This window comes from Chryseobacterium carnipullorum (assembly GCF_900142785.1).
GTDB lineage: Bacteria > Bacteroidota > Bacteroidia > Flavobacteriales > Weeksellaceae > Chryseobacterium > Chryseobacterium carnipullorum.
In genome coordinates this window covers 110,056-133,205 of the sequence record NZ_FRCD01000013.1, presented here as the reverse complement: position 1 = coordinate 133,205, position 23,150 = coordinate 110,056, and the positions used below count along the sequence as shown (strand labels likewise).

Annotated in this window: 21 protein-coding genes; 2 read left to right on the top strand and 19 right to left on the bottom strand. The window is 38.1% G+C overall.

Annotation, left to right across the window (positions count from 1 at the left end):
• Positions 1-30: 30 nt before the first annotated feature.
• The 8 genes from BUC06_RS15315 to mug form a co-directional block, all read right to left on the bottom strand.
• Positions 31-3,516: a glycosyltransferase family 117 protein gene (locus BUC06_RS15315; protein WP_073334889.1), complete on the bottom strand. Its 3,486-nt coding sequence runs from the start codon at positions 3,514-3,516 to the stop codon at positions 31-33.
• Between the two features lie 71 nt (positions 3,517-3,587).
• Positions 3,588-4,523, bottom strand: a complete 936-nt coding sequence (locus BUC06_RS15310; RefSeq protein WP_073334927.1) for a hypothetical protein — start codon at positions 4,521-4,523, stop codon at positions 3,588-3,590.
• A gap of 87 nt (positions 4,524-4,610) precedes the next feature.
• A complete protein-coding gene (locus tag BUC06_RS15305; RefSeq protein WP_073334888.1) occupies positions 4,611-5,153 on the bottom strand; it encodes a helix-turn-helix domain-containing protein in 543 nt (180 codons plus the stop codon).
• A 29-nt stretch (positions 5,154-5,182) separates the two neighbouring features.
• On the bottom strand, positions 5,183-5,761 hold the full coding sequence (locus tag BUC06_RS15300) for a DUF4240 domain-containing protein (protein WP_228423775.1): 579 nt from the start codon (positions 5,759-5,761) through the stop codon (positions 5,183-5,185).
• Between the two features lie 102 nt (positions 5,762-5,863).
• Positions 5,864-6,040: a WGR domain-containing protein gene (locus BUC06_RS15295; protein WP_083564095.1), complete on the bottom strand. Its 177-nt coding sequence runs from the start codon at positions 6,038-6,040 to the stop codon at positions 5,864-5,866.
• A 333-nt stretch (positions 6,041-6,373) separates the two neighbouring features.
• A complete protein-coding gene (locus tag BUC06_RS15290; RefSeq protein WP_073334886.1) occupies positions 6,374-7,162 on the bottom strand; it encodes an SDR family oxidoreductase in 789 nt (262 codons plus the stop codon).
• 102 nt (positions 7,163-7,264) lie between these two features.
• Positions 7,265-8,431, bottom strand: coding sequence for a cytochrome-c peroxidase (locus tag BUC06_RS15285; RefSeq protein ID WP_073334885.1), 1,167 nt, complete (start codon positions 8,429-8,431; stop codon positions 7,265-7,267).
• A 106-nt stretch (positions 8,432-8,537) separates the two neighbouring features.
• Positions 8,538-9,047 (bottom strand): G/U mismatch-specific DNA glycosylase, encoded by a 510-nt coding sequence (mug, locus tag BUC06_RS15280; RefSeq protein ID WP_073334884.1) that lies wholly within the window; start codon positions 9,045-9,047, stop codon positions 8,538-8,540.
• A gap of 178 nt (positions 9,048-9,225) precedes the next feature.
• On the opposite strand from mug, the gene BUC06_RS15275 reads away from it, so the two are divergent.
• The gene (locus tag BUC06_RS15275; RefSeq protein WP_073334883.1) at positions 9,226-9,528 is read left to right on the top strand and encodes a hypothetical protein; all 303 of its coding nucleotides are present in this window, start codon (positions 9,226-9,228) and stop codon (positions 9,526-9,528) included.
• A gap of 77 nt (positions 9,529-9,605) precedes the next feature.
• Here BUC06_RS15275 and BUC06_RS15270 read toward each other — a convergent pair whose 3' ends face one another.
• From BUC06_RS15270 to BUC06_RS15235, 8 genes are all read right to left on the bottom strand, one after another.
• Complete coding sequence (locus BUC06_RS15270) at positions 9,606-9,968, bottom strand: response regulator (RefSeq protein ID WP_073334882.1); 363 nt, start codon at positions 9,966-9,968, stop codon at positions 9,606-9,608.
• 42 nt (positions 9,969-10,010) lie between these two features.
• Positions 10,011-10,586, bottom strand: a complete 576-nt coding sequence (locus BUC06_RS15265) for a chemotaxis protein CheB (RefSeq protein ID WP_185116983.1) — start codon at positions 10,584-10,586, stop codon at positions 10,011-10,013.
• A gap of 9 nt (positions 10,587-10,595) precedes the next feature.
• Positions 10,596-11,426, bottom strand: a complete 831-nt coding sequence (locus BUC06_RS15260; RefSeq protein WP_073334880.1) for a CheR family methyltransferase — start codon at positions 11,424-11,426, stop codon at positions 10,596-10,598.
• Positions 11,427-11,792 carry a response regulator gene (locus BUC06_RS15255; protein ID WP_073334879.1) on the bottom strand — a complete coding sequence of 122 codons (366 nt, stop codon included), beginning with the start codon at positions 11,790-11,792 and terminating at the stop codon, positions 11,427-11,429. It abuts the gene before it with no gap.
• On the bottom strand, positions 11,793-15,404 hold the full coding sequence (locus BUC06_RS15250; protein WP_073334878.1) for a response regulator: 3,612 nt from the start codon (positions 15,402-15,404) through the stop codon (positions 11,793-11,795). It abuts the gene before it with no gap.
• A gap of 4 nt (positions 15,405-15,408) precedes the next feature.
• Positions 15,409-16,884 carry a hybrid sensor histidine kinase/response regulator gene (locus tag BUC06_RS15245; RefSeq protein ID WP_073334877.1) on the bottom strand — a complete coding sequence of 492 codons (1,476 nt, stop codon included), beginning with the start codon at positions 16,882-16,884 and terminating at the stop codon, positions 15,409-15,411.
• 228 nt (positions 16,885-17,112) lie between these two features.
• Positions 17,113-17,457, bottom strand: coding sequence for a hypothetical protein (locus BUC06_RS15240; RefSeq protein WP_073334876.1), 345 nt, complete (start codon positions 17,455-17,457; stop codon positions 17,113-17,115).
• Between the two features lie 96 nt (positions 17,458-17,553).
• The gene (locus BUC06_RS15235; RefSeq protein ID WP_073334875.1) at positions 17,554-19,356 is read right to left on the bottom strand and encodes a serine hydrolase domain-containing protein; all 1,803 of its coding nucleotides are present in this window, start codon (positions 19,354-19,356) and stop codon (positions 17,554-17,556) included.
• Positions 19,357-19,538: 182 nt separating this feature from the next.
• Here BUC06_RS15235 and BUC06_RS15230 point away from each other — a divergent pair, with 182 nt between their 5' ends.
• A complete protein-coding gene (locus tag BUC06_RS15230; protein WP_123881453.1) occupies positions 19,539-19,718 on the top strand; it encodes a hypothetical protein in 180 nt (59 codons plus the stop codon).
• Between the two features lie 75 nt (positions 19,719-19,793).
• Here the strand turns inward: BUC06_RS15230 and BUC06_RS15225 are convergent, their stop codons facing one another.
• The 3 genes from BUC06_RS15225 to BUC06_RS15215 form a co-directional block, all read right to left on the bottom strand.
• The gene (locus tag BUC06_RS15225; RefSeq protein WP_073334873.1) at positions 19,794-20,774 is read right to left on the bottom strand and encodes a S41 family peptidase; all 981 of its coding nucleotides are present in this window, start codon (positions 20,772-20,774) and stop codon (positions 19,794-19,796) included.
• Positions 20,775-20,979: 205 nt separating this feature from the next.
• Entirely contained in the window at positions 20,980-21,744 is a 765-nt protein-coding gene (locus BUC06_RS15220) for a LytR/AlgR family response regulator transcription factor (protein ID WP_073334872.1), read from the bottom strand.
• 74 nt (positions 21,745-21,818) lie between these two features.
• A complete protein-coding gene (locus BUC06_RS15215) occupies positions 21,819-23,138 on the bottom strand; it encodes a RagB/SusD family nutrient uptake outer membrane protein (protein WP_073334871.1) in 1,320 nt (439 codons plus the stop codon).
• Positions 23,139-23,150 lie beyond the last annotated feature (12 nt).

The window sequence follows — 23,150 nt, the reverse complement described above, 5'->3', positions numbered from 1 at the left end:
TTGGCTATATTTTACAATAAGATTTGTAAATTATTGAGTTATTTTAATCATTGCCCTGGTGATCTGATCTTCTTTCTTTTTAGAATAAGTAGAATCAAAAGGCTGCATCACATCAAATAAATATTGGTAGAAAGGAGTGATTTTCTGTATATCCTCAGACTCTTTTATGGCCTTTTCTTTACCCATTTGCTGAAGTGCTGTGATAAAAATATTGAATTTTTTATCAACAGGCTCTATGGATTTTATGAGGTAGTTATATGCTTTTTCATTCTGTCCCAGTTTCTTGTAAGCATCCGTAACTGCTGATACCACGAGAGAATATTCCATAGGTTTCACTCTCATCTGTCTTGCCGATTGTTTCTGGAATGCCGGGGAAAGGCTCAGGTAATAATCGTATTCTTCAAAGATCTCTTTTTTGAGAATTTCAGCCAGTTGAAGGCCTTTCTTCTCCTGTCCTGCAATAATATATCCTGTTACCATCGAACTTAATGAACGGGGATCATTGTATTTTTCAGCCGGAATTTCTTTTGAAACCAGATCCAGTATCTCCAGTGCTTTTCCTTTTTGTCCGCTTAATGCCAATGCAGAAGCTGCTCTGCTGGCAGTCATTCTATAGCCCATGATATTTGAAGTAGCGGCCTCATCATAATGAATACCAAGGTCTTTAAAATTCCCCCATCTGAAATTTTTCACCACATCATAAAGTGAATTTGCATTGACTCTACCCATATTGCCATCCGTATTGGGAACTGTATGGATAGGTACCAACCTGTAGCTGAAGCCATCAAACTGCAAATATTCATCGAGGTAGAAAATATTTTCATTGTCATAGACTCCTCCTGATGAAAAGTTAATCGGACGTTTCCAATCGAAATTGGCAAACATATCCAGCATCATCAGGTTATTTTTGTAAAGGGTGTTTCCTTTGTAGGTGATCATGATTTGATTAACAACATTCGGAAGATCTGCCTGGGTGATGATTCCTGCTTTTAAAGCATTTTCTTTATTTACAGGAAGAATAAACTTGGTTACCGGAAGAATATTGTATTCTGCATACTTTTCTTCACCGAAGTACATTTTCAGAAGCTCATCCTTTTCAGGAGATTTGAATTTTAAAAAGCTTACCGCTTCCTTCAGAGTGAGAGTATCCTGAGTGAGGAACTTTCTGAAGGCCTGGAATTCTGTATCAGGAACGCCTTGTTGTTTTAACATAGAGAAAAAGCCTTCCCAGTCTTCTTTTTTCATCAGATAAATCTGGTCATTCACCCCGTCTCTGTAATCATCGTGGGTTAATTGGGTAGGAATGCCTGTCGCATTATAGGTTTTCCTTTTGACCTGATCGATATACCACGGCGTTGCCAGAAGAGTAAAATTCACGGTTTTCACATCATCCCGGAATCTTTCCGTTTCCTGGATAGCCCATACAGGAAAAGTATCGTTATCACCGTAGATGAAAATAATATCATCTTTCGGCACCGATTTGAGGAATGAGTAAGCATAGTCACGCGCTGCCGATTTTTTGCTGCGGTCATGCGGTGTATAATTCTGGAAACCCATCATCAAAGGAACTCCTAATAAAATAATGCCTAACGCGATATTGGCTGCATTAGATTTTACTTTAGACTGAAGGAACCATAAAATAGCGCCTGCTCCCATTCCGATCCAGATGGCAAATGCATAAAAGGAACCTACCATTGCGTAATCTCTTTCCCTTACTTCAAAAGGTTTGACTCCGGTATAAAAAACAATTCCTAAACTGGTCAAAATAAATAGGGAAAGGAGGGCATAAAATCTTCCAAAGTCTCTGTTCAACTGAAAGAAGAAACCCATCAGGCCTAAAATTAAGGGTAAAAAGAAAAACTTCACCGTACTTTCATTTTTGAATTTGGCAGGCATTTTATCCTGATTTCCCAGTAAAGCATTATCGATGAAAGAAATTCCGGAGATCCAGTTTCCTCTCGTATTTTCCATTTTCCCCTCAAGGTCGTTCTGTCTTCCCACGAAGTTCCACATCAGGTATCTAACGAAATAATACCCGTTTTGAAATGTAATGAAATAGTCCATATTCTGCGCCAGTGAAGGCTTCTGAACATTGATCAGGTTGTATGGTTTCACTTTCAGGTAATCGGCTGCGGTGATTGATTTATCTTCATACTTCCCTCTCAGTTCATCAAAGATCTGTTTGGCCTGAGGATTATCTGCCACCTCTTCGTTACCATCATTGAAGGTGAAATCGGGAGCTCCGTACATTGAAATGTAATTGGCCATCACATCTTTGTCCTGATTGAACATTCTTGGCATCAGACTTACCTGAGATTTACTGAAAACATAACGGAACCGGTCTCCGGTTTTTCTGTAGGTTCCGGTTTTCTCATCCTTTTCAAAGGTTTCTCCTGTCTTTTCAGTTTTAAAACTTCCGTCTTCATTCTTCTCCATTCCGTTCGCATCAAGGAAAGCGGTATAGTTTTGACCGTAGATGGTAGGCCAGTCTCCGTACTGTTCTCTATTGTAGTAATCCAGCATACCAATTGCGGTATCCGGATCATTAAGATTCATGGGCGGATTGGCATTGGCTCTTACAGGAATCACCATCCAGCATGAAAAACCGATCATCATATATACGACAGATAATGCGATGGTCTGATATAGGTTTCTTTTGACTTTCCGGGCATATTTAATGATGAAATAAGAAGCTCCTGTCATCAGAATAAATGCGGCGATCGTTCCTGAATGGAAAGGAAGTCCAAGTCTGTTCACAAAGAATATTTCCAGTCTTCCGAACATCGTCATGATCAGTGGGAATATAATTTTAAATACGATAATCAAAATTCCCAGTGTGATGGCATTCGCCCATATAAAGTTTTTCCAGGTAAATTTGTAATTTCTGGCGTAATAGACCAGGCAAACAGCCGGAACTGCCAGCATACACATCATGTGAACTCCAACGGAAAGCCCCAGGATAAAGAAAATAAGGATGACCCATCTTTCGTTATCTGCTGCTTTGTATTCGTTTTCCCATTTGGTAACAAGCCATACCAGTAATGCGATAAACATAGAAGCCATGGAATATACTTCTCCTTCTACTGCAGAGAACCAAAAGGTATCTGAGAAGGTGAAGCACAACGCTCCTACCGCTCCTGCAAAAAGAATAGAGATTTTCTGGTGCTTTGTTATTTCTTCAAGGTCTTTGTTTAATAATCTCCTTAAAAAATGAGTGATCGTCCAGAACAGAAACAGAATAGTAAAGGCACTGAACAATGAAGACATAGCATTGATGACAATAGCATAATTCTCTTCATTTCCGAAAGCAAATATACTGGCCACAGAACCCACAATCTGAAATAAAGCCGCTCCGGGAGCATGCGTTACTTCAAGCTTTACGGCTGAGGAAATATACTCACCACAATCCCAAAAACTGAGAGAATGCTCCATGGTGGAAAGATAAGTAATCAGGGCGATCGTGAACATTACCCATCCTAAAACGGTGTTCCATTTTTTAAAAGACCAGTTCTTCATATACGATGTAATTTCAATACATAGTAAGACAACCCAGATTAGGGAATTATTACATCAACCTGTAAAAAACATCATTTTACTTTAAATTTTTCATTTTTACAGTCTATAATTAAGGTATGGTTCAGGAAAAGTTTATTACCAATCATTCCCTGCATTCCGGAAGTTTTCATCAGAAGATTCTGTATTTGTGAAGTTCCTTCTACATAGGTCACTTCTGAGAGTTGAAGCTCACTGTTTCCTGTTTTTACGGTCTGATCGGCAGGCGCAGAAATAACCGTTAATACATTTCCCCAGGAATTTCCTTTTTCTTTTTTGATGCTACCGTTTGGGAGTCTGTACTTTTGCCATTCTTCCTTGTTGGTAAGGAATTCGTAGCCGCTGGTGCCTGAATCGTAAAGCAGTTTCAGTTTTTGATCTCCAATGGTTCCGGGAATTAAGATTTTCCGTTTTTTGAATTCAAATGTTTTAAAATCCTTTTCATCGGTATTTTCTACGAAGAAGCACGTTTCATTTTTAAAATCAAGAATGACAATACGTTTTTCAAACAGGTCGGTTCCGATGGTTCCAATGATATTTTTTCCCAAAGGATTTTTAAGATCTACTGTATTTCCATAATTTAATAATTCAAAATCGGAAGTCACTGTCATATTTCCTATGTTAAACTGCGTTGAAATTGTATTCCGTTTTTCATTGATTTTAATTTTATTCTGAAATTTCGCCCTGATGGACTCCAATGATTTTTTATAGAACAAAGTAGTGGGAGAACCGGAATCGAGCTGCATGTAAAAAACTTTGTCAATTCCTTTGATCTTCACAGGTAAAAGGACGGCGGCGTGAGAGTTCCCGTCAGTATGATCCCAGCTTAGATTAGTATTTTCTGCAATTCCAGCAACATTCAGATTATTTTGCGGCGGCGTGAATTTTTGATCAAAATAAAGGTAACCCCCAATCAGGGAAAGTGCTATCAATATGGCAACAGATAACATTAATTTCTTAAAGATTTTCATATCAAAATTTTCTGCAAGATTCAGTATAATGATCTGATTTTCCTGCAAAAATAATACGACATCTTTACGCCATTATTACGCCTTTAATTATAAGAAACTGGTTTTCAATTGAATATACAAATCTTTGTTTTTATTGAGACCTATTCCGTTTCTGATAACAACGAAGAGTTTAATCGATATAAAAGCTATTAAAAAGACAAGAAAAAGAGGAATTTCTAGAGATAATGCCTTTTGAATAAACGGACTAGTGATCATTAAAACAGAAACGATACCTGCTAAAATAATCTGAATACTTACTATCTTTTTTCCAAGCTCTTTATTCAATGGGTCTCTGGTTTTATAGGTTAAAATCAAGGGAAATATCACTCCTCCATAGGGAATAATAAGGCCGATCAGAGAGGCAAGATTAATTAATTTTGCGCGGTCAACATTGGGGCTTTCTTCACTTGCCAGAATCAAATTTTCAGGTTCTGTTTCTAAAGTCCGGGCAATAGCTTTCAGGGTAAATCCTTTTGGAATATTTCCTGCTTCAATTCGCTGAACGGTTCGTAAAGAAACTCCTGAACTTTCTGCAAGTTCAGTCTGGGTCATATTCTTTTTCTCTCTTAAAGCTTTAACCGCATTTTTCATTTCTTAAGGCTATTCATCAGATTTATTATTTATTTACTTCTCAATTCTCCTATTTCTTCCACCAGCTTTGGATACATTGTATGCAAATCAGCTCCTCCTTTGGGTTCCCGGCTCATGCTTCTATTCATACCGTCGTAATCGTTTTCAGGATATAATTCATACACCGTGTCTTTGATAATGGATTCTTCATCTTCATGATTTTGGGCATACGCATCATCTGCCACATAAAGCAATCCTTCTGCCCAGCAGTCTGCCACATCAAAACTGTATTTCCCGCTTACAAAAGACTGAATATCAGATTTTATGTCTTCAAAAAAATTTTTTCCTTTTAACAGCAGCCAGCATCTGAAATAAATAAATCCATCATCAGAAAGATAATCATCAAAGATATAAACTTCATTTTCCTTTTTAAAATCACATTCAAGAATGATTGAGAGTTCTGCAATTTCAGCAGTGTACAATTCACTTAATTTTTCCTGAAGCGTTTTTTCGAAAAGAATCATTCTTTCTTTGCCAAATTTGGACAAATGATCGGTCAGATTTTCGATGTGCTCATCAATATCATATTCGCTCCAATGGTTTTTTTTATATTTGTTGAATTTCTCTATGGCATCCCAAAAATAAATATCTGCTTTTTCATTCTCTGACAGTTCTATCTTTTGGGGAATCTCACCATTTTCCTGAATTTCGGTATAGCCTTTTTTTATCTTTTAAGCAATGAGCTTTTCAGACTCCTGAAGACATTCTTTTTCATCTGCATATTCTTTAACAGTTTCGCGGCCTTTGGTTCCGGTTTTCCCAAAAGATATGGTCTGTATTTTTCCGGAGCACTCAATATTCCAGAATTTATCGGACAGTTCTTTTTGGTTGATAAAGCTTCTTTTCATTGTGGATTGTGATGGTATTTTTATTAAAGGAAAGTGAAACTACGAAAAAACATTGGAACCGAAAAGAACGAATGCCCTAAGGACGGAGGTTTTTGATCGATTTTTACTTTAATTTCATTTACGATAGCTCAATCGGTCAATCTGATCATTGAAATAAAAATTACTTTTTAAACGCAACGTTTTTAATGGTAACGGCATAGTTTCAAGGTGCGCAAAGAAGTGTGACTACACTACTGAATAAGCGAATGTAGTATCTGTACGCTTCATCAAATGAACACATATCATTTATTGACATTTTTTTTCCAGAAACCCTCAAATAAATAATCTTCTGAATTAATACGTATTATTCAATCCTCCGTCCAAAGGAATACTGGTTCCTGTAAGATAGCACGAATATTCTGAAGCGAGGAAAGCTGCCAGATAGCCGTATTCTTCAGTATTACCGAGTCTTTTCATTGGAATTTTATTTTCCCTTGCTTTTTTGATTGCTTCCTCTGACTTTCCTGTTTGTTTTGATTCATGACTGATCAGGTTTTGAATACGTTCGGTATCGAAATATCCGGTTAAGATATTATTGACTGTGATCTGATGTTGTGCTACTTCGTTCGATAAAGTCTTGGCCCATGCAATGACCGCCGACCGAATGGAATTAGAAAGGGATAAATTACTGATGGGTTCTTTTACTGATAATGAAGAAACATTTATGATCCTTCCATTTTTCTGTTGGATCATGTGAGGTAAAGCAAGAAGCGTAGTTTCACAGACCGTTTTAAAGAGGAGATCAAATGCTTTTTGATAGTCTTCTGCATTTTTATCGAGTGCTAATCCGGGTTCCGGACCGTTTGTATTGTTGACGAGGATATCTATAGAATGATGACTGAAATAGTTAGAAATAATTTTTCTGTATTCTTCAAAATTGGAAAAATCTGCGACCAGATATTGATGTTTCTGCTCAGGATGGATAACCGGTAATGACGACACCACTTTTTTAAGTTTCGTTTCATTACGGGCCATTATCGTGACGTTTGCCCCGCATTTTGCCAGTTCCAGAGCGATTCCTAAACCTATTCCCTGGGTAGCGGCTCCCACTAAAGCATTTTTTGAAAAAAGCTGAATGTTCATATCTTGGTATTTATTTGCTGATTGATGACAGATAAATGTAGCAAAAAACCTTTACATTCCGGTCAATGAATGTTTAATAATTACAGAATAATAAGTACTATTTTACTGAGGCAATGCAGGGGGCAAAACTCTTTCCGGTTTCGTAGATAAAGTCCGTAGGAATGCTTCCAGCTGGGCAATTTCTATATCGGTAAGATCCAGCAGCCTTACAAAACCTGATTTTTCTGAGGAAAGTGTGACACCCTGATGAACAGTTTCCCGTTTTTGAGAATGTTCAGGATTTCCTCTGCTGTAAAACTGAATGACTTCCGTGAGAGTCGCCATAGAGCCATTGTGCATCCATGGTCCTGTTCTTGTGACTTCACGGAGTCCCGGCACACGAAACTTTCCGGCATCTTCCGGTTTTTTGGTAACGAGATAACGGCCCAGATCTTCTTCTTTAGAACCTAATAAAGAAGTCCCGATATTTTCAAACTGGTTATTGGAAAAATAGCCTGAGCTGTGGCAGTTCATGCATTGCGCCTTGGTCCGGAAAAGATGAAGGCCCATCAGCTCATCATCCGTATACACTTCTGCTTTTCCGTCTATGAACTGATCAAATCTGGAAGTTCCGCTTTTAACGGTTCTTTCAAAAGCGGCAATTGCTTTGGAAATCCTGTCTTTTGAAATAGCTTTATCACCAAAAGCTTTTTCAAATAATAATTCGTAGCCTTTGATTTTCGCAATTTTCCCGGCTGCCAGATCGATGTGTCCATTCATTTCTTTTTCATCCCGAATTGGCATTTCGGACTGTTCTTCCAAAGACGCCGCGCGTCCGTCCCAGAATAAAGACCTTGCATAGGCAACATTCAGAATGCTCATGGCATTCCGTGTACCAAGCTGTCTGTCGTGTCCGAAAGAGAAAGTTCGGTTATCACACCATCCCAATTCCGGATCGTGGCAGGAAGCGCAGGCAATCTGCTCGGATTTGGAAAGACGGGGATCGAAGAAAAGTATTTTTCCCAGCAAAGCTTTGTCTTCCGAATACGGATTGTCTGAGGGGTACTGAATTTCAGGAAGATGTCCTATTTCAGAAAAGTAGGGTCTGGCATCAGGATCTAAGATCGGTTTAGGCCATTTTGAAGCATCTCCTGAAGAATATAATATCCTCAGTTCGGCAAGAAATGAGGCTTTCTCCCGGATTTCTTTCTGAACACTGTTGCTGAAACAGTTATTCAAAAGAGAAATGGTAAGAAATGCAATTAATATCCAGCTCAGGACATTCTTCATGGATAATAGGATTTTGGTAAAAATAGGAAATCTAATACATACATTTGAAAATTGATGAATAAGATTCCTCTTTTATGGGTAAAAATGACAAAATTGATTGAAAAATCTAGATCTGATTACTGTGAATCTCATGATAAAGTCCGCTATAGGATGTAACTAAAGCATCAAGAGTAAATCCCCTGTTCAAACCACTGGTATTCGGTAGCACCCAAACCCTGGAACCACAAAAATCTTCAGACTGAGGTCCCCATAGAATTTGCTTCTTTTTGGAGAAAGCCTGATAGGCGGCTTTTCCAAGAAATACAATATATTTTGGCTGAAAACGGGTTATTTTTGTTTTAAATTGCTCGAGGGAGTGATCAAATTCTTCTTTTGAAAGTTCGTCAGCACGGGATGTTGCTCTTGCTACGGCAGTGGTGAGTCCATATCCGAAATCCAAAATACTTCTGTCATTCTCCGCCTCGATCTGATAGGGTGTAAATCCTGCCTGATGCATGACTTTCCAGAAACGGTTGCTTCTTCCCGAAAAATGATACCCTTCTTCTGCAGATTTCAAACCCGGATTGATTCCGCAAAAAACAATGGTAAGGTCTTTGGCAATGATATCTTTTAACATAGATACTTCAGGATTTATTGATATTGGTCATTCTTGAAAACTTTCTTTAAAACAGCAATATAATATTAATTTTAAAATATTCAGTAAGCATCTGTCTTCTCAGAGATTATCCATTAAAAAATTATTAAAAGAATAACTATGGCATGAATATTAATGCATATTATATAAATACACCAAGATGGAAAATATGTTACAAAATATCGACCTGATCCATCGGTACTTATCACTCAGTATTGCAGATCAGTTTTATTTGAATGTTGATTTGGAAGGCGAATATATCTTTACACAGAATATCGTTTCTAAAAAAATCATTATCGCTACTACTTTTACAGATAAAATACGGTCTCATCCTCAGTTGAAATTATTCTTATCTGCTCTGATTGCTGAAATCAACAGCGGAAGATGTACAGTAGATCTTCTCCGGGAGAGAACCAGACATTTTGAAGAGATGAGGAGGCAGCCTTTCAGAAGGATTATTTAAATAAAATATCCCTACACAGTTGTGCAAGGATATCTTATAAATATCGAAAAGCATCACTGCTTTTTAATGTAAGTCTGTTATTTTAAATACTTGGCTACTTTATCTTCCAGATCATCCAGGTTAAATGGTTTTGCCACATAATCATCGGCCTGAGCTTCTTCTGCCAATCTCACGATATCATTATTAGCGGTTACATAGATCACAGGAATAGATCTGAACTCTTCATGACTTTTTAAAAGTTTGGTAGCCTCTACTCCACCGATCTTCGGGATCCAGTTATCCATAAGAATAACATCCGGCTGAAACTTTGACACTTTTTCCAGTATATCATGAGAGGTTTCTGAAATTTCGACCTGATAACCATTCTCTTCGAAAATGATGGTAATTACCTCTAAAATAGTTGTATCATCATCAAAAATCAAAATTTTCTTTGTACTCATATTCGTTCTATTTAAATCTTAAAGTTGTTTTAATGTCTTATTTTATAGTTGATTGATATAATCGGCCAGATTATTGGGTTGAATAATCAAATCATAGTCTACTTCTTCTACTGCATGTCTGGGCATATAATCTACCTCAGCCGTTTCGGGCTCCTGAATCCAGACTTTTCCTTTATTTTTTTTTATAAATCCCAAACCTTCCACTCCATCTGCATTGGCACCTGAAAGCAAAACGCCTACCAGAGTTTCTCCATATACTTCGGCCGCAGACTTGAATGTGACGTCAATTGATGGACGCGAGTAGTTCATCTTTTCTGAAAAATCCAGCGACATCATTTTTTTATTTTCAAATAATAAGTGATAATCGGCCGGGACTACATACAGTTTATTATTTTGAATTTTAGTTTTGTCATCGATCTCAATCACTTCCATGGTCACGAACTGCTGGAGTAAGGTCTGCAGAACATTCGTTGAAGAGGCTTTGCGATGAACGACCAGCAAAATCGGGAAACTGATTTCATTTTTTAAATTTTTAAGCATTTCCAGAATAACCTGCAGGCTTCCTGCGGATCCTCCTATCACGACCAATTCTGTCTTTGTGTTTTTTGTTTCCATCATCTGTTTGTGTTACATATGCTCCGTTTTCTTCCAGATCCTCTGGTCATCGATCTGATGATAATTTTTGTCTAATTTTGAAAATCTCAGCGTTTCTTTTGAACCTAAAGCAAGATAGCCCAGGTTTTCAAGACTGTTATCAAAAAGCTTAAAAACACGTTCCTGCAGGTCCCGGTCGAAATAGATCAGTACATTTCTGCAAATGATGAGTTGAAAACTGTTAAAAGAACTGTCTGAAACTAAATTATGGGTAGATAATATCAGTTTTTCCTTCAAGCTCTTATCAAATTGTACACTGTCGTAATTGGCAGTATAATAATCTGAAAAATCTTTTTTCCCTCCTGACAATATATAATTCTCTGAATAGAGTTTCATCTGCTGTAACGGGAAAACGCCTGAGCGCGCCGTTTCCAAAACCGAAGGATTCAGATCTGTCCCATAAATGAGTGATTTGTGGTAGAGGTTGGCTTCTTTAAGCAAAATAGCCATTGAATACGCTTCTTCTCCCGTAGAACAACCTGCCACCCATATTCTGATGAGCGGATATGTTCCTAATTGCGGCAAAATCTTTTCTCTGAGCGCTTTAAAAAAGTGAGGATCACGAAACATTTCTGTCACGTTCACTGTAATTTCTTCTACAAAGCGTTTCAGGTATTCCGGATCATTGAGAACGGTGTACCGAAGTTCCGCAAAACTGGTAAATCTATCAATGAGGCAAATACGGTTAACCCGACGTTTAAAAGAAGCTCTGCTATATTCTGAAAAATCATAGCCGTACCTCTCATAAACATCTTTTATCAAGTATTCTACTTCTTCATCTTTTACAATACTCGGCTCCAGCATTTATGAAAATTTTTCGATGGCTGTCATCAACTGATCTACATCAATTGGTTTTGAAACATAATCCTGTGCTCCTGCATCAATGCATTTCTGACGGTCTTCCGGCATAGCCTGAGCGGTCACTGCAATCACAGGAATTTCACTCATGGATGGTGTATTTCTCATCATTCTGATGGCTTCATATCCATCCATTTCAGGCATCATCATATCCATAAGGACGATGTCTATTACCTGTTCTTTTAAAATCTGAATGGCTTCCTGGGCCATTGTACAACTTTCAATCTGATAACCTCTTGATTTCAGCGTCAGTTTCAGTGCAAATATATTACGTGGATCATCGTCCACAATTAAAATCTTCTTATTCATCATTTAACTTTCATATAACCAGACACGGAGTAAGGATAACAGCTGATCGATATCTACAGGTTTTGAGATATAATCTGAAGCCCCCGCTTCTATACATTTTTCACGGTCCCCGATCATGGATTTTGCTGTGATCGCAATGACAGGGAGCCTTGCCAATGCAGGCATTTTCCTGATCTCCCGTATGGTTTCGTAGCCATCCATTTCCGGCATCATCATATCCATCAGAATAACGTCTATGTCTTTATGTTCTTTGATCTGCTGCAGGGCATGTTTTCCATCCATCGCCACAACAACTTCCACCTTATATTTTTCCAAGGCTTTGGTCAGAGAGAAAATATTACGGACATCATCATCGGTAATCAATATTTTTTTTCCGCTCAAAACTTCAGTTAAAGAACCTAAAACCTTATTCCTTGCGGTCTCTACAGAGTTGTTTTTTTCTTCCACCAAATGTAAGAATAAACCTACTTCATCTAAAATTCTTTCATAAGAATGAGCCGTTTTTACAACAATAGAGTCTGCATATTGCTTGATCTTGAGCTCTTCAGATTTGGATAAACTGTGTTCGGTAAAGATAATGATGGGCAGATTTTCCAGTCCTTCATAACTTTTAATGGATTCAACGACTTTATATTCACTGCTTCTTGAGTCTCCGATATCCAGGATGACACAGTCGATATGGTCAGAAGTTAACGCTTTAACACTGTCTTCCACATTATTTTCTACAGATAAAGAAATATTGAAATTACTTAAATAATATGATAATGCTTTGGCGTGCTTCGCATTATGTTCTACAATTAAAACTTTTTGCGGCGACATCTGAAGGGCATCCTCAATTTTCTTGAAGACGTCTGTCATTTGATCCAGAGCGAGCGGTTTATTAATGAAATCAATAGCCCCTTTCATCAAACTTTCTTTTTCAAGCTGCAGAACAGACATCATATGTACCGGAATATGTTTGGTTGCAGAGTTGGACTTAAGCTCATCCATCACTTTCCAGCCGTCTTTTACAGGAAGCTGAACATCCAGTAAAATAGCCTGCGGATGGTACTGAACTGCTGCTGACAGTGCATAATCTCCTCTTACCACCACAACTCCCTTATAGTGATTCATCCGGGTGTATTTGAGAAGTGCTTTGGCAAAATTGATATCATCTTCTACGATTAAGATCACTTTATCCTCGGGAGTTATCGCGTCTCTGTCATCGTCTACATCTTCAGGAATTTCTAAGGTCTCCAAATGCAATGCTGTTTTAGCTTCTGCTTCTTCCAGAATATTCTGGATTTCTTCAACATCTTCACGAATGATATCTACCAGGTTCTGGTCGTTCTCAGGCTGAATAGTTTCAGATATCGCTTTTACGGGGATAGTAAGACTAAATTCGCTTCCTTCATCCACTTTACTTTTCAGGCTTAATTCTCCTCCGAGTAATCTTGCAATTTCACGGCTAATGGAAAGCCCTAACCCGGTCCCCCCAAATCTACGGCGTGTAGATCCGTCTGCCTGCTGGAAAGCTTCAAAAATAATCGCCTGCTTTTCTTCAGGAATTCCTATTCCGGTATCTTTCACACTGAAAACAATAAAATCTTTGTTTCCGGTATCTTTTTTAATATGTAGAGTAATACTTCCTTCTGTCGTAAACTTTATTGCATTGGACAACAGATTACGCAATACCTGATCTACACGGAGTCGATCGGTTTCAATAGTTTTTTCAAGGCCTTCTTCTACATGAATATCAAAATTGATCTTCTTTTCCTGAATAATCGGGTTGAACAGGCTTCTTAAATCTCTGATCACATCATTCACAACAACATCCTGATATTCAAGCGTCATTTTACCTGATTCTATTTTGGCAAGATCCAGGATCTCATCAATAAGGGTCAGAAGGCTGCTTCCTGAACTTTGAATCACCTTTGCCGATTCTACCTGATCTTCATTCAGGTTTTCATCCGGGTTTTCTGCCATCAGTCTGGAAAGTAGTAAGATTGAGTTCAGCGGTGTTCTCAGCTCGTGGGACATATTAGCCAGGAATTCAGATTTGTATTTGGTGCTTAAAGCAAGTTCTTCTACTTTTTTCTGAATCTCACCGTTTCTCTGAGCAATCATGTGATTTCTTTCTTCCAGCAGTCTTGAGCGTTCTTCGAGTTCGGCATTAGCCTGCATCAGCTCTTCCTGCTGCACTTTCAGTTCTTCTTCTGAAGCCTGCAATTTTTGGGTCTGGGCTTCCAGTTCTGTATTCAGGTTTTCCAATTCGGAATGCTGTACCTGCAATTCTTCAGATTGAGCCTGGGTTTCTTCAAGCAATTGCTGCTCTTTTTCACGCCCTTTTGCGGCATTTAAAGCAATACCGATATTGCGGCTGCTTTCGGCAAAATAATCAAGTCTGTCCTGATCAAAATCTGAAGTTGATCCCAACTCAAGGATTCCGATACAGTGGCCGTCTGCATGAACTGGAATTAGCAATATTCCGTTTATTTTTATTCTGCTGCTGGCGAAGCTTACCATAAAATCTTCCTCATGAAGATTGTTATACACCTGCATTTTTTCATTGGTAAAGGCCTGACCTACCATTCCTTCTCCCGGTTCGAAAGTTTTTTTCATGGTGCTTTCCAGACCGAAAGCGGTACATAGCTTCAGTATTCCTTCATCAAAAAGATAAAGCGCGCCATTGATGCATTTCCCGTATTCAACAAGCTGATTTAAAGAGGCATCAGCAACTTCCTTTACAGATTTATTTCCTACTAAAGATTCATTCAGTAAAGCGAGACCTTTCTGGCGCCAGTCACTTTTGTTGATTTTATCAAAAGATTTCTTCAGTGAATCGGTCATATGATTCAAGGAATCGACCAGATCTCCGAGGTCATCCTGTGAATGATCTACTGCCCTCTGACTGTAGTCACCATTAGCGACTCTGTTGGCAATCTGCTGAATAGCGCTTACTCTTCTGCTTATTTCAAGGTCTTTGGCTCTCAGTTCTTTTTCTAATTTATCTCTACGGATCAAATCTGACCTTAGTTTAATATAGAAAAAGATCGTAACGACTACCGCTGCTATTGCCGAAAAGACAATAAACATAACGGTTGTCCCGGAGGAACGGTTGAGATCTTTATTTTTAATTTCAAGCTGGGCTTCTTCATACTGCACGAAATCGCGAACGATCTGACGGCATTTGTCCATATAACTTTTGCTCATCAGGATTTGCTCCTGCGTCATGACCATTCCCCTTCTTCTGTTCTGAACAAATTGCTTTAAATTCCCAATATTACTGTTCACATTCTTTTCTAAAGCATTTAGGCGTTCCAGCTGGTTTTTATCTGAAATATCTAAAGCTCTTGCGCGTTCAAAAGCTTTTTTATATTCGCTTAAGCTCCTGTTATAAGGCTCCAGAAAGTTGTCTCTTCCTGTAAGCTGATATCCTCTGTTTCCTGTTTCTGCATCCAGTAAAGCGACAAGAACATCTTTTACAGCCGTTATTGACTTCCGGCTTTTGGAAAGGCTTTCCCGATGCTCCATCTGTCTTTGGATACTGAGATAGGATGCAATAGAACTGGCAATTAAGATCAGTAAAGATAACCCGACCCCAAACTGAAGATTTCTGATTATTTTTTTCGGCATGTAGTTAATTTAAAGGTAAAGTGAAATAGAAAGTAGAACCTTCCTCTAATTTACTGGATACTCCAATGGTTCCGTGATGCTGTTTAATGATTTCCGAACAGATAAACAGACCGATTCCCATTCCCTGGAACTGTAGAGAAGATTCTTCTACCCTGTAAAATTTGCGGAATACAGCATCCTGCTTGAAGTCCGGGATTCCTATTCCGAAGTCGGTGACACTCACTTTTACTTCCTGATTTTCTTCGTCCACAAATGCAGTGATAATCACCTGGTTATTTTGAGGAGAATATTTGATGGCATTGGTCAGGAAATTGATCAGGACCTGCTCTATGCGTATTTCATCAAAAGGAATAAGGATTTCAGGATCTATCCCGTGTCGTTTTATCTTGACTTTATTTTCATCATGAGTCTGTATAATGGTTTCAACAGCGTTGCTGATCACATTTTCAAGACTGGTTGGCTTTCTGTTGATTTTAAGTTTGCCGTTTTCTATTTTAGAAACATCAAGGAGATCGGTGATTAAGGTATTCAGTTTTTCGATCTGATCCTGAACTTTACCCATAAAACCGGATTCGGCACTTTCTTTATCCAGTTTTAATTTACGGTCCAGCAACTGAACATAGGCTTTTATACTTGTTAAAGGAGTTTTGAGTTCATGGCTTGCAATACTCAGGAATTCATCTTTTTCCTTTTCCACCTTCTTCTGGTCGTCGATGTCTGTAAAGGTTCCCACCCAGTTTTTAACGCCATTCCCATCATTCACAGGAGTTACGCGTAAAAGATGATAACGGTAGTCACCGGAATCTATATTTTTTATTCTGACTTCCAGCTCCAGAGCTTTGTTCTTTTTTCTGCAGCGTTCAAATTCTTCTCTGATGTCCAGATCATCCGGATGAACTTCCGGAAAATCGATATCTGTTTTTGAATACTGGTACCATTTGAGGTTAACAAACTCTATGTTTCCTTCTCCATTGAGTGTAAATGCAATCTGTGGCAGCGATTCCAACATGAGCTGAAAATGATCAATCTGCGACTTCATGGTCACCTGAGATTCTCTTCGGCCTTTCACTTCCAGTTCCAGACTTTGCTGGGTCTTTTTCATCGCAAGGCTCTGCTCCTGAAGATTATAAAAAGTTTTAACTTTAAGCAATAAAATTTCAGGATCTACCGGTTTTGTGACATAGTCTTTTCCCCCTGAAGCATAACCGCGGGTTATAAATTTTTTCTCAGTACTTACTGCCGATAAAAATATAATAGGAACTTCTTTTGTTTTGCTGTAGTCAGCAAGAGTTTCAGCGACTTCAAATCCGTCCATCCCTGGCATTTGAACATCCAAAATAATCAATGCATAATTATTTTTTATGGCTTTCCCTAGTGCTTCTTCTCCTGAGTCGGCTGTATCTACCTGAAAATCTTTAGATTCCAGCAGTTTTTTTAATGAGTAAAGATTACTTTGGTTGTCATCAACAATTAAGATCATAGGGTGAATCAGTACTTGTGGTTTATATATTTTTAGTAACGCCAAAAATACTCACAAAATTCCGAAAAACATTTATTTTTTCATCATTTTATACCCACATACCACACATATACACTTATAAATCAATTTTTAAAAGAAATATTTAAAATTAATTTTTATAATCAAAAAAAATCTCAATTTCTTACATAAATCATACTTAATCAATACTGGTTTGATATCCCCAACAACCTAAGACCTCAGGAAATCCAGCCATTCCAGAAGTAAATCTCTGATATCAGCCAATGGAAAGGGGTGAGGCTGTTCATCAATTATAAAATCCGGGTAGTTAAGTGTCAGATTAATATGCTCTAAAACCAGCGAATCATAAGATGGCCAATCATGGTTTGGAGTATCATTGAGATAGTCATTGATTTCCTTCAAAAGAAACTCAGTACGGAGGATATCTAAATCACTTAAAAACTGAAGTAGGTTATTCTGATCAACAACACCATTTTTTCGAATGCAGTTGTATTCTGTATTTCCGTTTGAGGTTATTTTTACAAAGTCCAGTCCGTATTCATCTTTTTTACTCATGAATCGCATTTATATTTTGTTGGATAGAAACTTTCATTATGGTTTGCGGCCTATTAAAAATAATAACTGCCTTCAAGATATGAAAGCAGTTTATTTTTATAACGTTTTTAAAAGCTTCGCAGCATTTTCATTTTTGGGATTGATTTCCAGAATTTTCTGGTAACTCTCTTTGGCTTTAACCTTCTGTCCGGCCTTCAGATATGCCTCCCCCAAACTGTCGTAGACATTTTCACTTTTAGGGTACAGTGCAGCATTCACCCGGAATATATCAATGGCTTTTGTAAATTCTTTATTCCCAAGCATTTTGTATCCTGCTCCATTCAGATAACCTTCTGAGAGAAGATCATCACCTGCATCTTCAGTTTTGGCCTTCTTATAAGCTTCCAGACCTTTATCGAAATTTCCTTCCAATACCATTTCCAGAGGTGTTTTATCGTCTGTACTCATCTGCGCTTCTGTAGATTTGATTTTCCCGTTAGAATAGATCTGTACCCTATCTGTTTTCCCGGTATCGGCATTTTTTACAAATTTTACGGTCAAATCCCAGTCCCGAAAGGCGTATTTATTTTCTCCGACTTTGATCATTTCTACCGGAGCTTCTAGATTATAAGCACTCATCAGCTTTCCGTTTTCATTATAGACTCTGGAAAAGCCATATTTCCCATTTCTGTAACGTCCTGCATTTTTGAAATCATTCTGATTTAACGGTACTATTTTCTGAACCGGCCCATTAAATAAAGGCCATTGATAGACTTCTGCCACAGAACGTACGAGTTCTTCTATAAAGTCAGGTTTATTGGTATTCGTTAGCACCACAATCCCGTCACCACTTGTTTTGCTGGCAATAAATCTGCTGGAGAATCCTTCATTCCAGCCACCATGATTGAAATACATATGTCCTCTTCTGTCTTCCAGAAAGACTCCTAGTCCCATAAACGGATCAATAAAGGAAGTCGTAAACTGTTCAGCCATCTTTTGTGAAATAATCGTACTGCTTTTTCCGCTCAGGGTATTCTGAATATCAATGACAAACTTTGCATAATCTTCAGCTGTAGTCCATAATCCGGCGGCAGCCTGCTCTGGATAGGTATGAGATTTCCCTGAAACTTTTACCCCATCCTGGTTATATGCCGTAGCAGAGAATTGGGACTGAATATCGAATAAAGGTTGAGAAAAAGTACTGTTTTTCATATCCAGTGGCAGAAGTACTTTTTCTTTCATAATGGTGGTAAAATCTTTCCCTTCCAAATCGATAAGCATCTGTTGGAGTACACAATATCCTCCACCTGCATACCGAAATGGTGTTCCGGGAACTTTATCTACAAAAACAGGGGTGGTATTGGACGGACTCTGACCATTTAACACCTGAATTAAAGTAGGAACAGGCTTTCCTGACTCATATCCGGGGAATCCACTTATGGTAAAGCCAGCGGTATGACTGACTATATTTTTAAACGTGACTTTTTTCTCTTTTGTGAATTCATTTTCAGGAACTTTCCAGGATTTCAAATAAGAATTGACATCGACATCCGGATTTATTTTTCCGGCTTCCACTTCTGTTAATGCTGCATAAGCAGTTACCGGCTTACTCATGGATGCTGCCTGAAAAAGTGTTTTGGAATTGACAGGAGTTTTAGATTCTACATCTGCAAAACCGTAGGTCTTGCTCCAGATCACTTTTGAATTTCTGATGACAGCAACGCTGACTCCCGGAACATTGTAATGCTTCATTCTGGATTCCAGCGTCCAGGTGGGTTCACCCTGAAAACGGACGGCAGGTATTAATCCTGCTTCTACTTTGGAAATTTCGTTATTCAATTGGGATTTTGTCTGTGCAGCCATTGGAATGTAAATCATTCCTATGATGATTGCAGTATAAAAGGGAGTTTTGGTTATCATTTATTTGTTGAAAATTGAAAATTAGTTGGTCAAAAATAGTTAAGTTTTATCTTGTATTGAATAAATTTATAAAGCTTTTTAAAATCAAAGGACTATTATTTATAAGACACTAATTACCCCTACTATATTACATCCACACATCCTGTTTCAGATTCATTCCGGTGGACTTCAATAATGGTTGTTTGGATGCATTAATATTATCCGAAAAACTTACCCATGAAAGTTACAAATCGCTTGAGTCTGCTATTAAAAGCTATGAAGAAGAAATGCTGATCTATGTGCGGGAAGCACAACTGGCATCAGAAAGGAATGAAATTGACATGCGAAAGTCGGATTTTTCTTTTCAACAACTGATCCGGTAAAGAAACAACAGAAGGTAAAATTCTCTGCGCGAAGTCTTCGACTTCGCGCAGAGAATTTTCTGAATCATTTAAAGTTTATTTTTTCAGCAATATCTCTGTAGCTGTTTTCATGTATCCGGTATCTGATAAATCTTTTAACTTTACCTGAGGCGAAAAACCCTCTCCTACTTTGGAGTATTCTTTTTTATTCCTGTCTACGATGTTTCCTGTAGTCAAAACAAGAAATGCTCCATCAGAAAGTTTATATTCCTGATTTCCTGACGTAAGGCCCATTGTATTCTGTCCGATAACCGTTACATTCTTCTGACCTGCAAACGCAACCGTGCAAAATTCGCCGGAACTTGATGTTTTCTTATTGACCATCACGACAATCGGCTTCGTGATCTGCTGAGGAACTTTTTTAATATTAAAATGGTGGGCAAGCGGCTTCCCTTCGTAAAGGTCTCCGTTTGTGTTATACTTAAAAAAAGCATACTGCCCTTCTGCATCTACGGTACCGATTACGTTTTGTTTATCCAGCATCGGCGACAGAGCCGCAAACATCGGGTAAAACATCCCACCTCCATTATCTCTCAGATCCAATATCCAGCCTTTGGGCTTTTTGGCATTAAGTTCTTCAATTTTCTTGTAAAAGGTGTTGACGAACTCATCCCATTCGGCAAAATGATAACAGGCAATACCGGGAAGTCTGATGTAAGCGATCTGGTTTTCAATCATTTTTGATTCAATAACAGGAAATTCCTGCCCTGTAGCTCTATAGCCAAGAGTATAGTTCTTAACCATTTCTGGTGGAAAAAAATTAGAATGGGCATCTTTCAGGTCTCCAAGGATATCTTTTATAAGTGGATACGTTTCTCTGATGGTATGAATATTTTCAGCTTTTTTGCGGGAATCTGTATACAAAGAATCCCAGTTGATCCGATGTTTGTTGACAGATTTAGCCTTCATTAGGTCAAGAGCGCTGACTACATAATTTTTAACACTGTCGGTCTGTGCATTGGCATTGACATGAGCAAGGAGCAGAAAACCTGTGATCAGAAAATAAAATCGTTTCATTGTATATTTATCAATAGAGATGCAGTAAAGATAATCTTTTTGAAAAATGGGCAGGCAATGGCTTAATAATTTTCGCAAAATATTCATTGTATGTAAATTAAGTAACCCAATTGAGTTTCTGAGGAATTCATTTAATTATTAAAAACTTGTCAAAAAACGACGGCGGTTATCTATTCAGAAAAAAGGGAAAATACTCCGTAATGAATCAGCTTTTCAGCCAGCTTAAACATTCCGTGATCTGTCTTTTGCTGATAAATACATCTGAATTAATTTCAGGAGCAGGAAACAGTTTAAGTTCAACTTTCTGGCTGGAATGTTTGATGATCTCAACAATTGCATTTTTATTGATGATAAACTTACGGTTGATTTTGAAAAACAGCTGTGGGTTCAGTTTATGGATGACATCTTTGATGGTATCATCATAAATATAGGTCTGATGATCCTTCGTTGTGAGAAAAAGGTATTTTCCTGAGGCGAAAAAATAGGCGGTATTTCCTTCATCTATTGATTTAAGCTTATTTCCATCCCGTACCATAAAACGTTTCATCACGTCCGGACCGTCGGCCTGATGTAAGGTGGACATTGACTTCAGAACGGGTTCGGGGTCAAAAGTAGTCCGTATGGAGATAAATTTCTGCAATGCCTGATGCAAATCCTCTTCTTCAAAAGGTTTCAGAAGATAATCTATTGTAAAATGCCTGAAAACCCTCATGGCATATTCGTCAAAAGCGGTTATAAAAATGATGGGTGTAAAAAGCTCCACATATTCAAAAATCTCCAGACTCATTCCGTCACCGAGGTGAATATCCATAAAGATAAGATCTGCTGAATGGTTTTCGAAGAAGTCTATGGCCTGTTTTTTTGAACGGAGAACCACCGTCTCAGTTACAGGGACTATGCTTTGTTTATCCAAGAGATCTTTGAGATAATTAACAGCCAGCAACTCATCTTCTATAATGGCAATTTTCATAACATGACAAAAGTACAAAAAAACCGCTAAAACTATTAAGTTCAAGCGGTTTCAGGGGTTGTTAATATGAATGTTTATAAAAGGGGATTATTCTTCTTGGCACTCATTGGGAATTCTATGGTATATCTCACATCATTCTGCTGAAGAATATACTCTGTGCCGTTCACATTATGAATGATTTTTTTCTGATTGGCTCTTCTTAAATCAAACCAGCGGTGTCCTTCCAAGGCAAATTCCCTGAACCTCTCATCGAGTATAAAAGTCATGAATTCTGTAGCATTCATTGAACTGATCTGGTTTTGAACTGCAGTGTATCCTTCCGGAGTGTATCTGTTCTTTACCACTTTAAGCAATGTATCTTTGGCTTCACTCAGTCTGTTCAGTTTTAATAATGCTTCAGCTTTTATAAAATACATCTCCGCACTTCTGAAAGACACTCTGAAATCTGTGGTTCCTCCTTTGATCACTTTATATTTGCTGCCGTTCTTTTGAAAATAAAGTGCAAATCTTTTGTCTGTCGCCGTATTATATTTTGAAGTCAGTTCTGTAGAGGCAAAGGAAACATTCTGCACCGCAATGTTGAATGCATTATCCAAAGCCAGAATAGATTCTACTGAAGCATAATGGTTAGGTGCCGTCGTCGCAGTATTTAAATTGCTTAAGTCTCCTTTCGCGGTCATCACCTGCTCTGAAAAGTTTAAAGCCTTGTTCCAGTCGCCCTGATAAAGAGCGGTTCTCGCCTGAAATGCTTTCAATGCTACTTTTGAGAATCTGTAATTGATGCCGGAAGGCTGCTTCTCTTCTATCATAAGTCCTTCTGCTTTTGCAATATCAGCATTCACCTGGTTATAGACTTCCTGTACTGAAGAAGGTTTCAATACCTGTTCAAGATCAATTTCAAGACTGACCGGCACTCCTCTGTCTGTCGCTGCTGTAGCACTATTGTATGGTTTTCCGTATAGGTTGACCATATCAAAGTATAAATAGGCACGAAGTGCATAGGCCTCTGCAAGAATCTGCTGTTTTTCAGGAGAATCTGCCATGGTCTTGCTTCCTTCATTGATGATCTGATTCAGGTAAAAATTTACGGAATAAAAACTTACCCATGGAAATTCTGCCGTTGCCTGATCTGTATTTGAATCTTTCCACATCGCAATTTCACGGTAGACATTAAATTCATTTACATTTTCATCGATATTCATCTCATCTGTACGCAGAGCGGTTAAAGATTTATGAACCGGATATTTTGAATAGGCTGATGTAAGTACTTTACGATAATCTTCCACACTGACAGGAATAATTTTCCCTTCGGGCTGTATATCTAAAAAACGATCACATCCTATACTGGAAAGGCTTAGTGCTGCGATCGCAATGATTGTTGTAATTTTTCTCATTTTTCTCAAGTT

Bases quoted from the DNA above. Each gene is read 5' to 3' on its own strand.
- BUC06_RS15255 (WP_073334879.1), bottom strand. From the start codon at position 11,792: ATGATGAATAAGAAGATTTTAATTGTGGACGATGATCCACGTAATATA.
- BUC06_RS15270 (WP_073334882.1), bottom strand. From the start codon at position 9,968: ATGAGTACAAAGAAAATTTTGATTTTTGATGATGATACAACTATTTTA.
- BUC06_RS15240 (WP_073334876.1), bottom strand. From the start codon at position 17,457: ATGAGTAAAAAAGATGAATACGGACTGGACTTTGTAAAAATAACCTCA.
- BUC06_RS15265 (WP_185116983.1), bottom strand. From the start codon at position 10,586: ATGATGGAAACAAAAAACACAAAGACAGAATTGGTCGTGATAGGAGGA.
- BUC06_RS15275 (WP_073334883.1), top strand. From the start codon at position 9,226: ATGGAAAATATGTTACAAAATATCGACCTGATCCATCGGTACTTATCA.
- BUC06_RS15235 (WP_073334875.1), bottom strand. From the start codon at position 19,356: ATGATAACCAAAACTCCCTTTTATACTGCAATCATCATAGGAATGATT.
- BUC06_RS15245 (WP_073334877.1), bottom strand. From the start codon at position 16,884: ATGATCTTAATTGTTGATGACAACCAAAGTAATCTTTACTCATTAAAA.
- BUC06_RS15310 (WP_073334927.1), bottom strand. From the start codon at position 4,523: ATGAAAATCTTTAAGAAATTAATGTTATCTGTTGCCATATTGATAGCA.
- BUC06_RS15220 (WP_073334872.1), bottom strand. From the start codon at position 21,744: ATGAAAATTGCCATTATAGAAGATGAGTTGCTGGCTGTTAATTATCTC.
- BUC06_RS15290 (WP_073334886.1), bottom strand. From the start codon at position 7,162: ATGAACATTCAGCTTTTTTCAAAAAATGCTTTAGTGGGAGCCGCTACC.
- BUC06_RS15305 (WP_073334888.1), bottom strand. From the start codon at position 5,153: ATGAAAAATGCGGTTAAAGCTTTAAGAGAGAAAAAGAATATGACCCAG.
- mug (WP_073334884.1), bottom strand. From the start codon at position 9,047: ATGTTAAAAGATATCATTGCCAAAGACCTTACCATTGTTTTTTGCGGA.
- BUC06_RS15250 (WP_073334878.1), bottom strand. From the start codon at position 15,404: ATGCCGAAAAAAATAATCAGAAATCTTCAGTTTGGGGTCGGGTTATCT.
- BUC06_RS15285 (WP_073334885.1), bottom strand. From the start codon at position 8,431: ATGAAGAATGTCCTGAGCTGGATATTAATTGCATTTCTTACCATTTCT.
- BUC06_RS15215 (WP_073334871.1), bottom strand. From the start codon at position 23,138: ATGAGAAAAATTACAACAATCATTGCGATCGCAGCACTAAGCCTTTCC.
- BUC06_RS15225 (WP_073334873.1), bottom strand. From the start codon at position 20,774: ATGAAACGATTTTATTTTCTGATCACAGGTTTTCTGCTCCTTGCTCAT.
- BUC06_RS15295 (WP_083564095.1), bottom strand. From the start codon at position 6,040: ATGAAAAGAAGCTTTATCAACCAAAAAGAACTGTCCGATAAATTCTGG.
- BUC06_RS15260 (WP_073334880.1), bottom strand. From the start codon at position 11,426: ATGCTGGAGCCGAGTATTGTAAAAGATGAAGAAGTAGAATACTTGATA.
- BUC06_RS15315 (WP_073334889.1), bottom strand. From the start codon at position 3,516: ATGAAGAACTGGTCTTTTAAAAAATGGAACACCGTTTTAGGATGGGTA.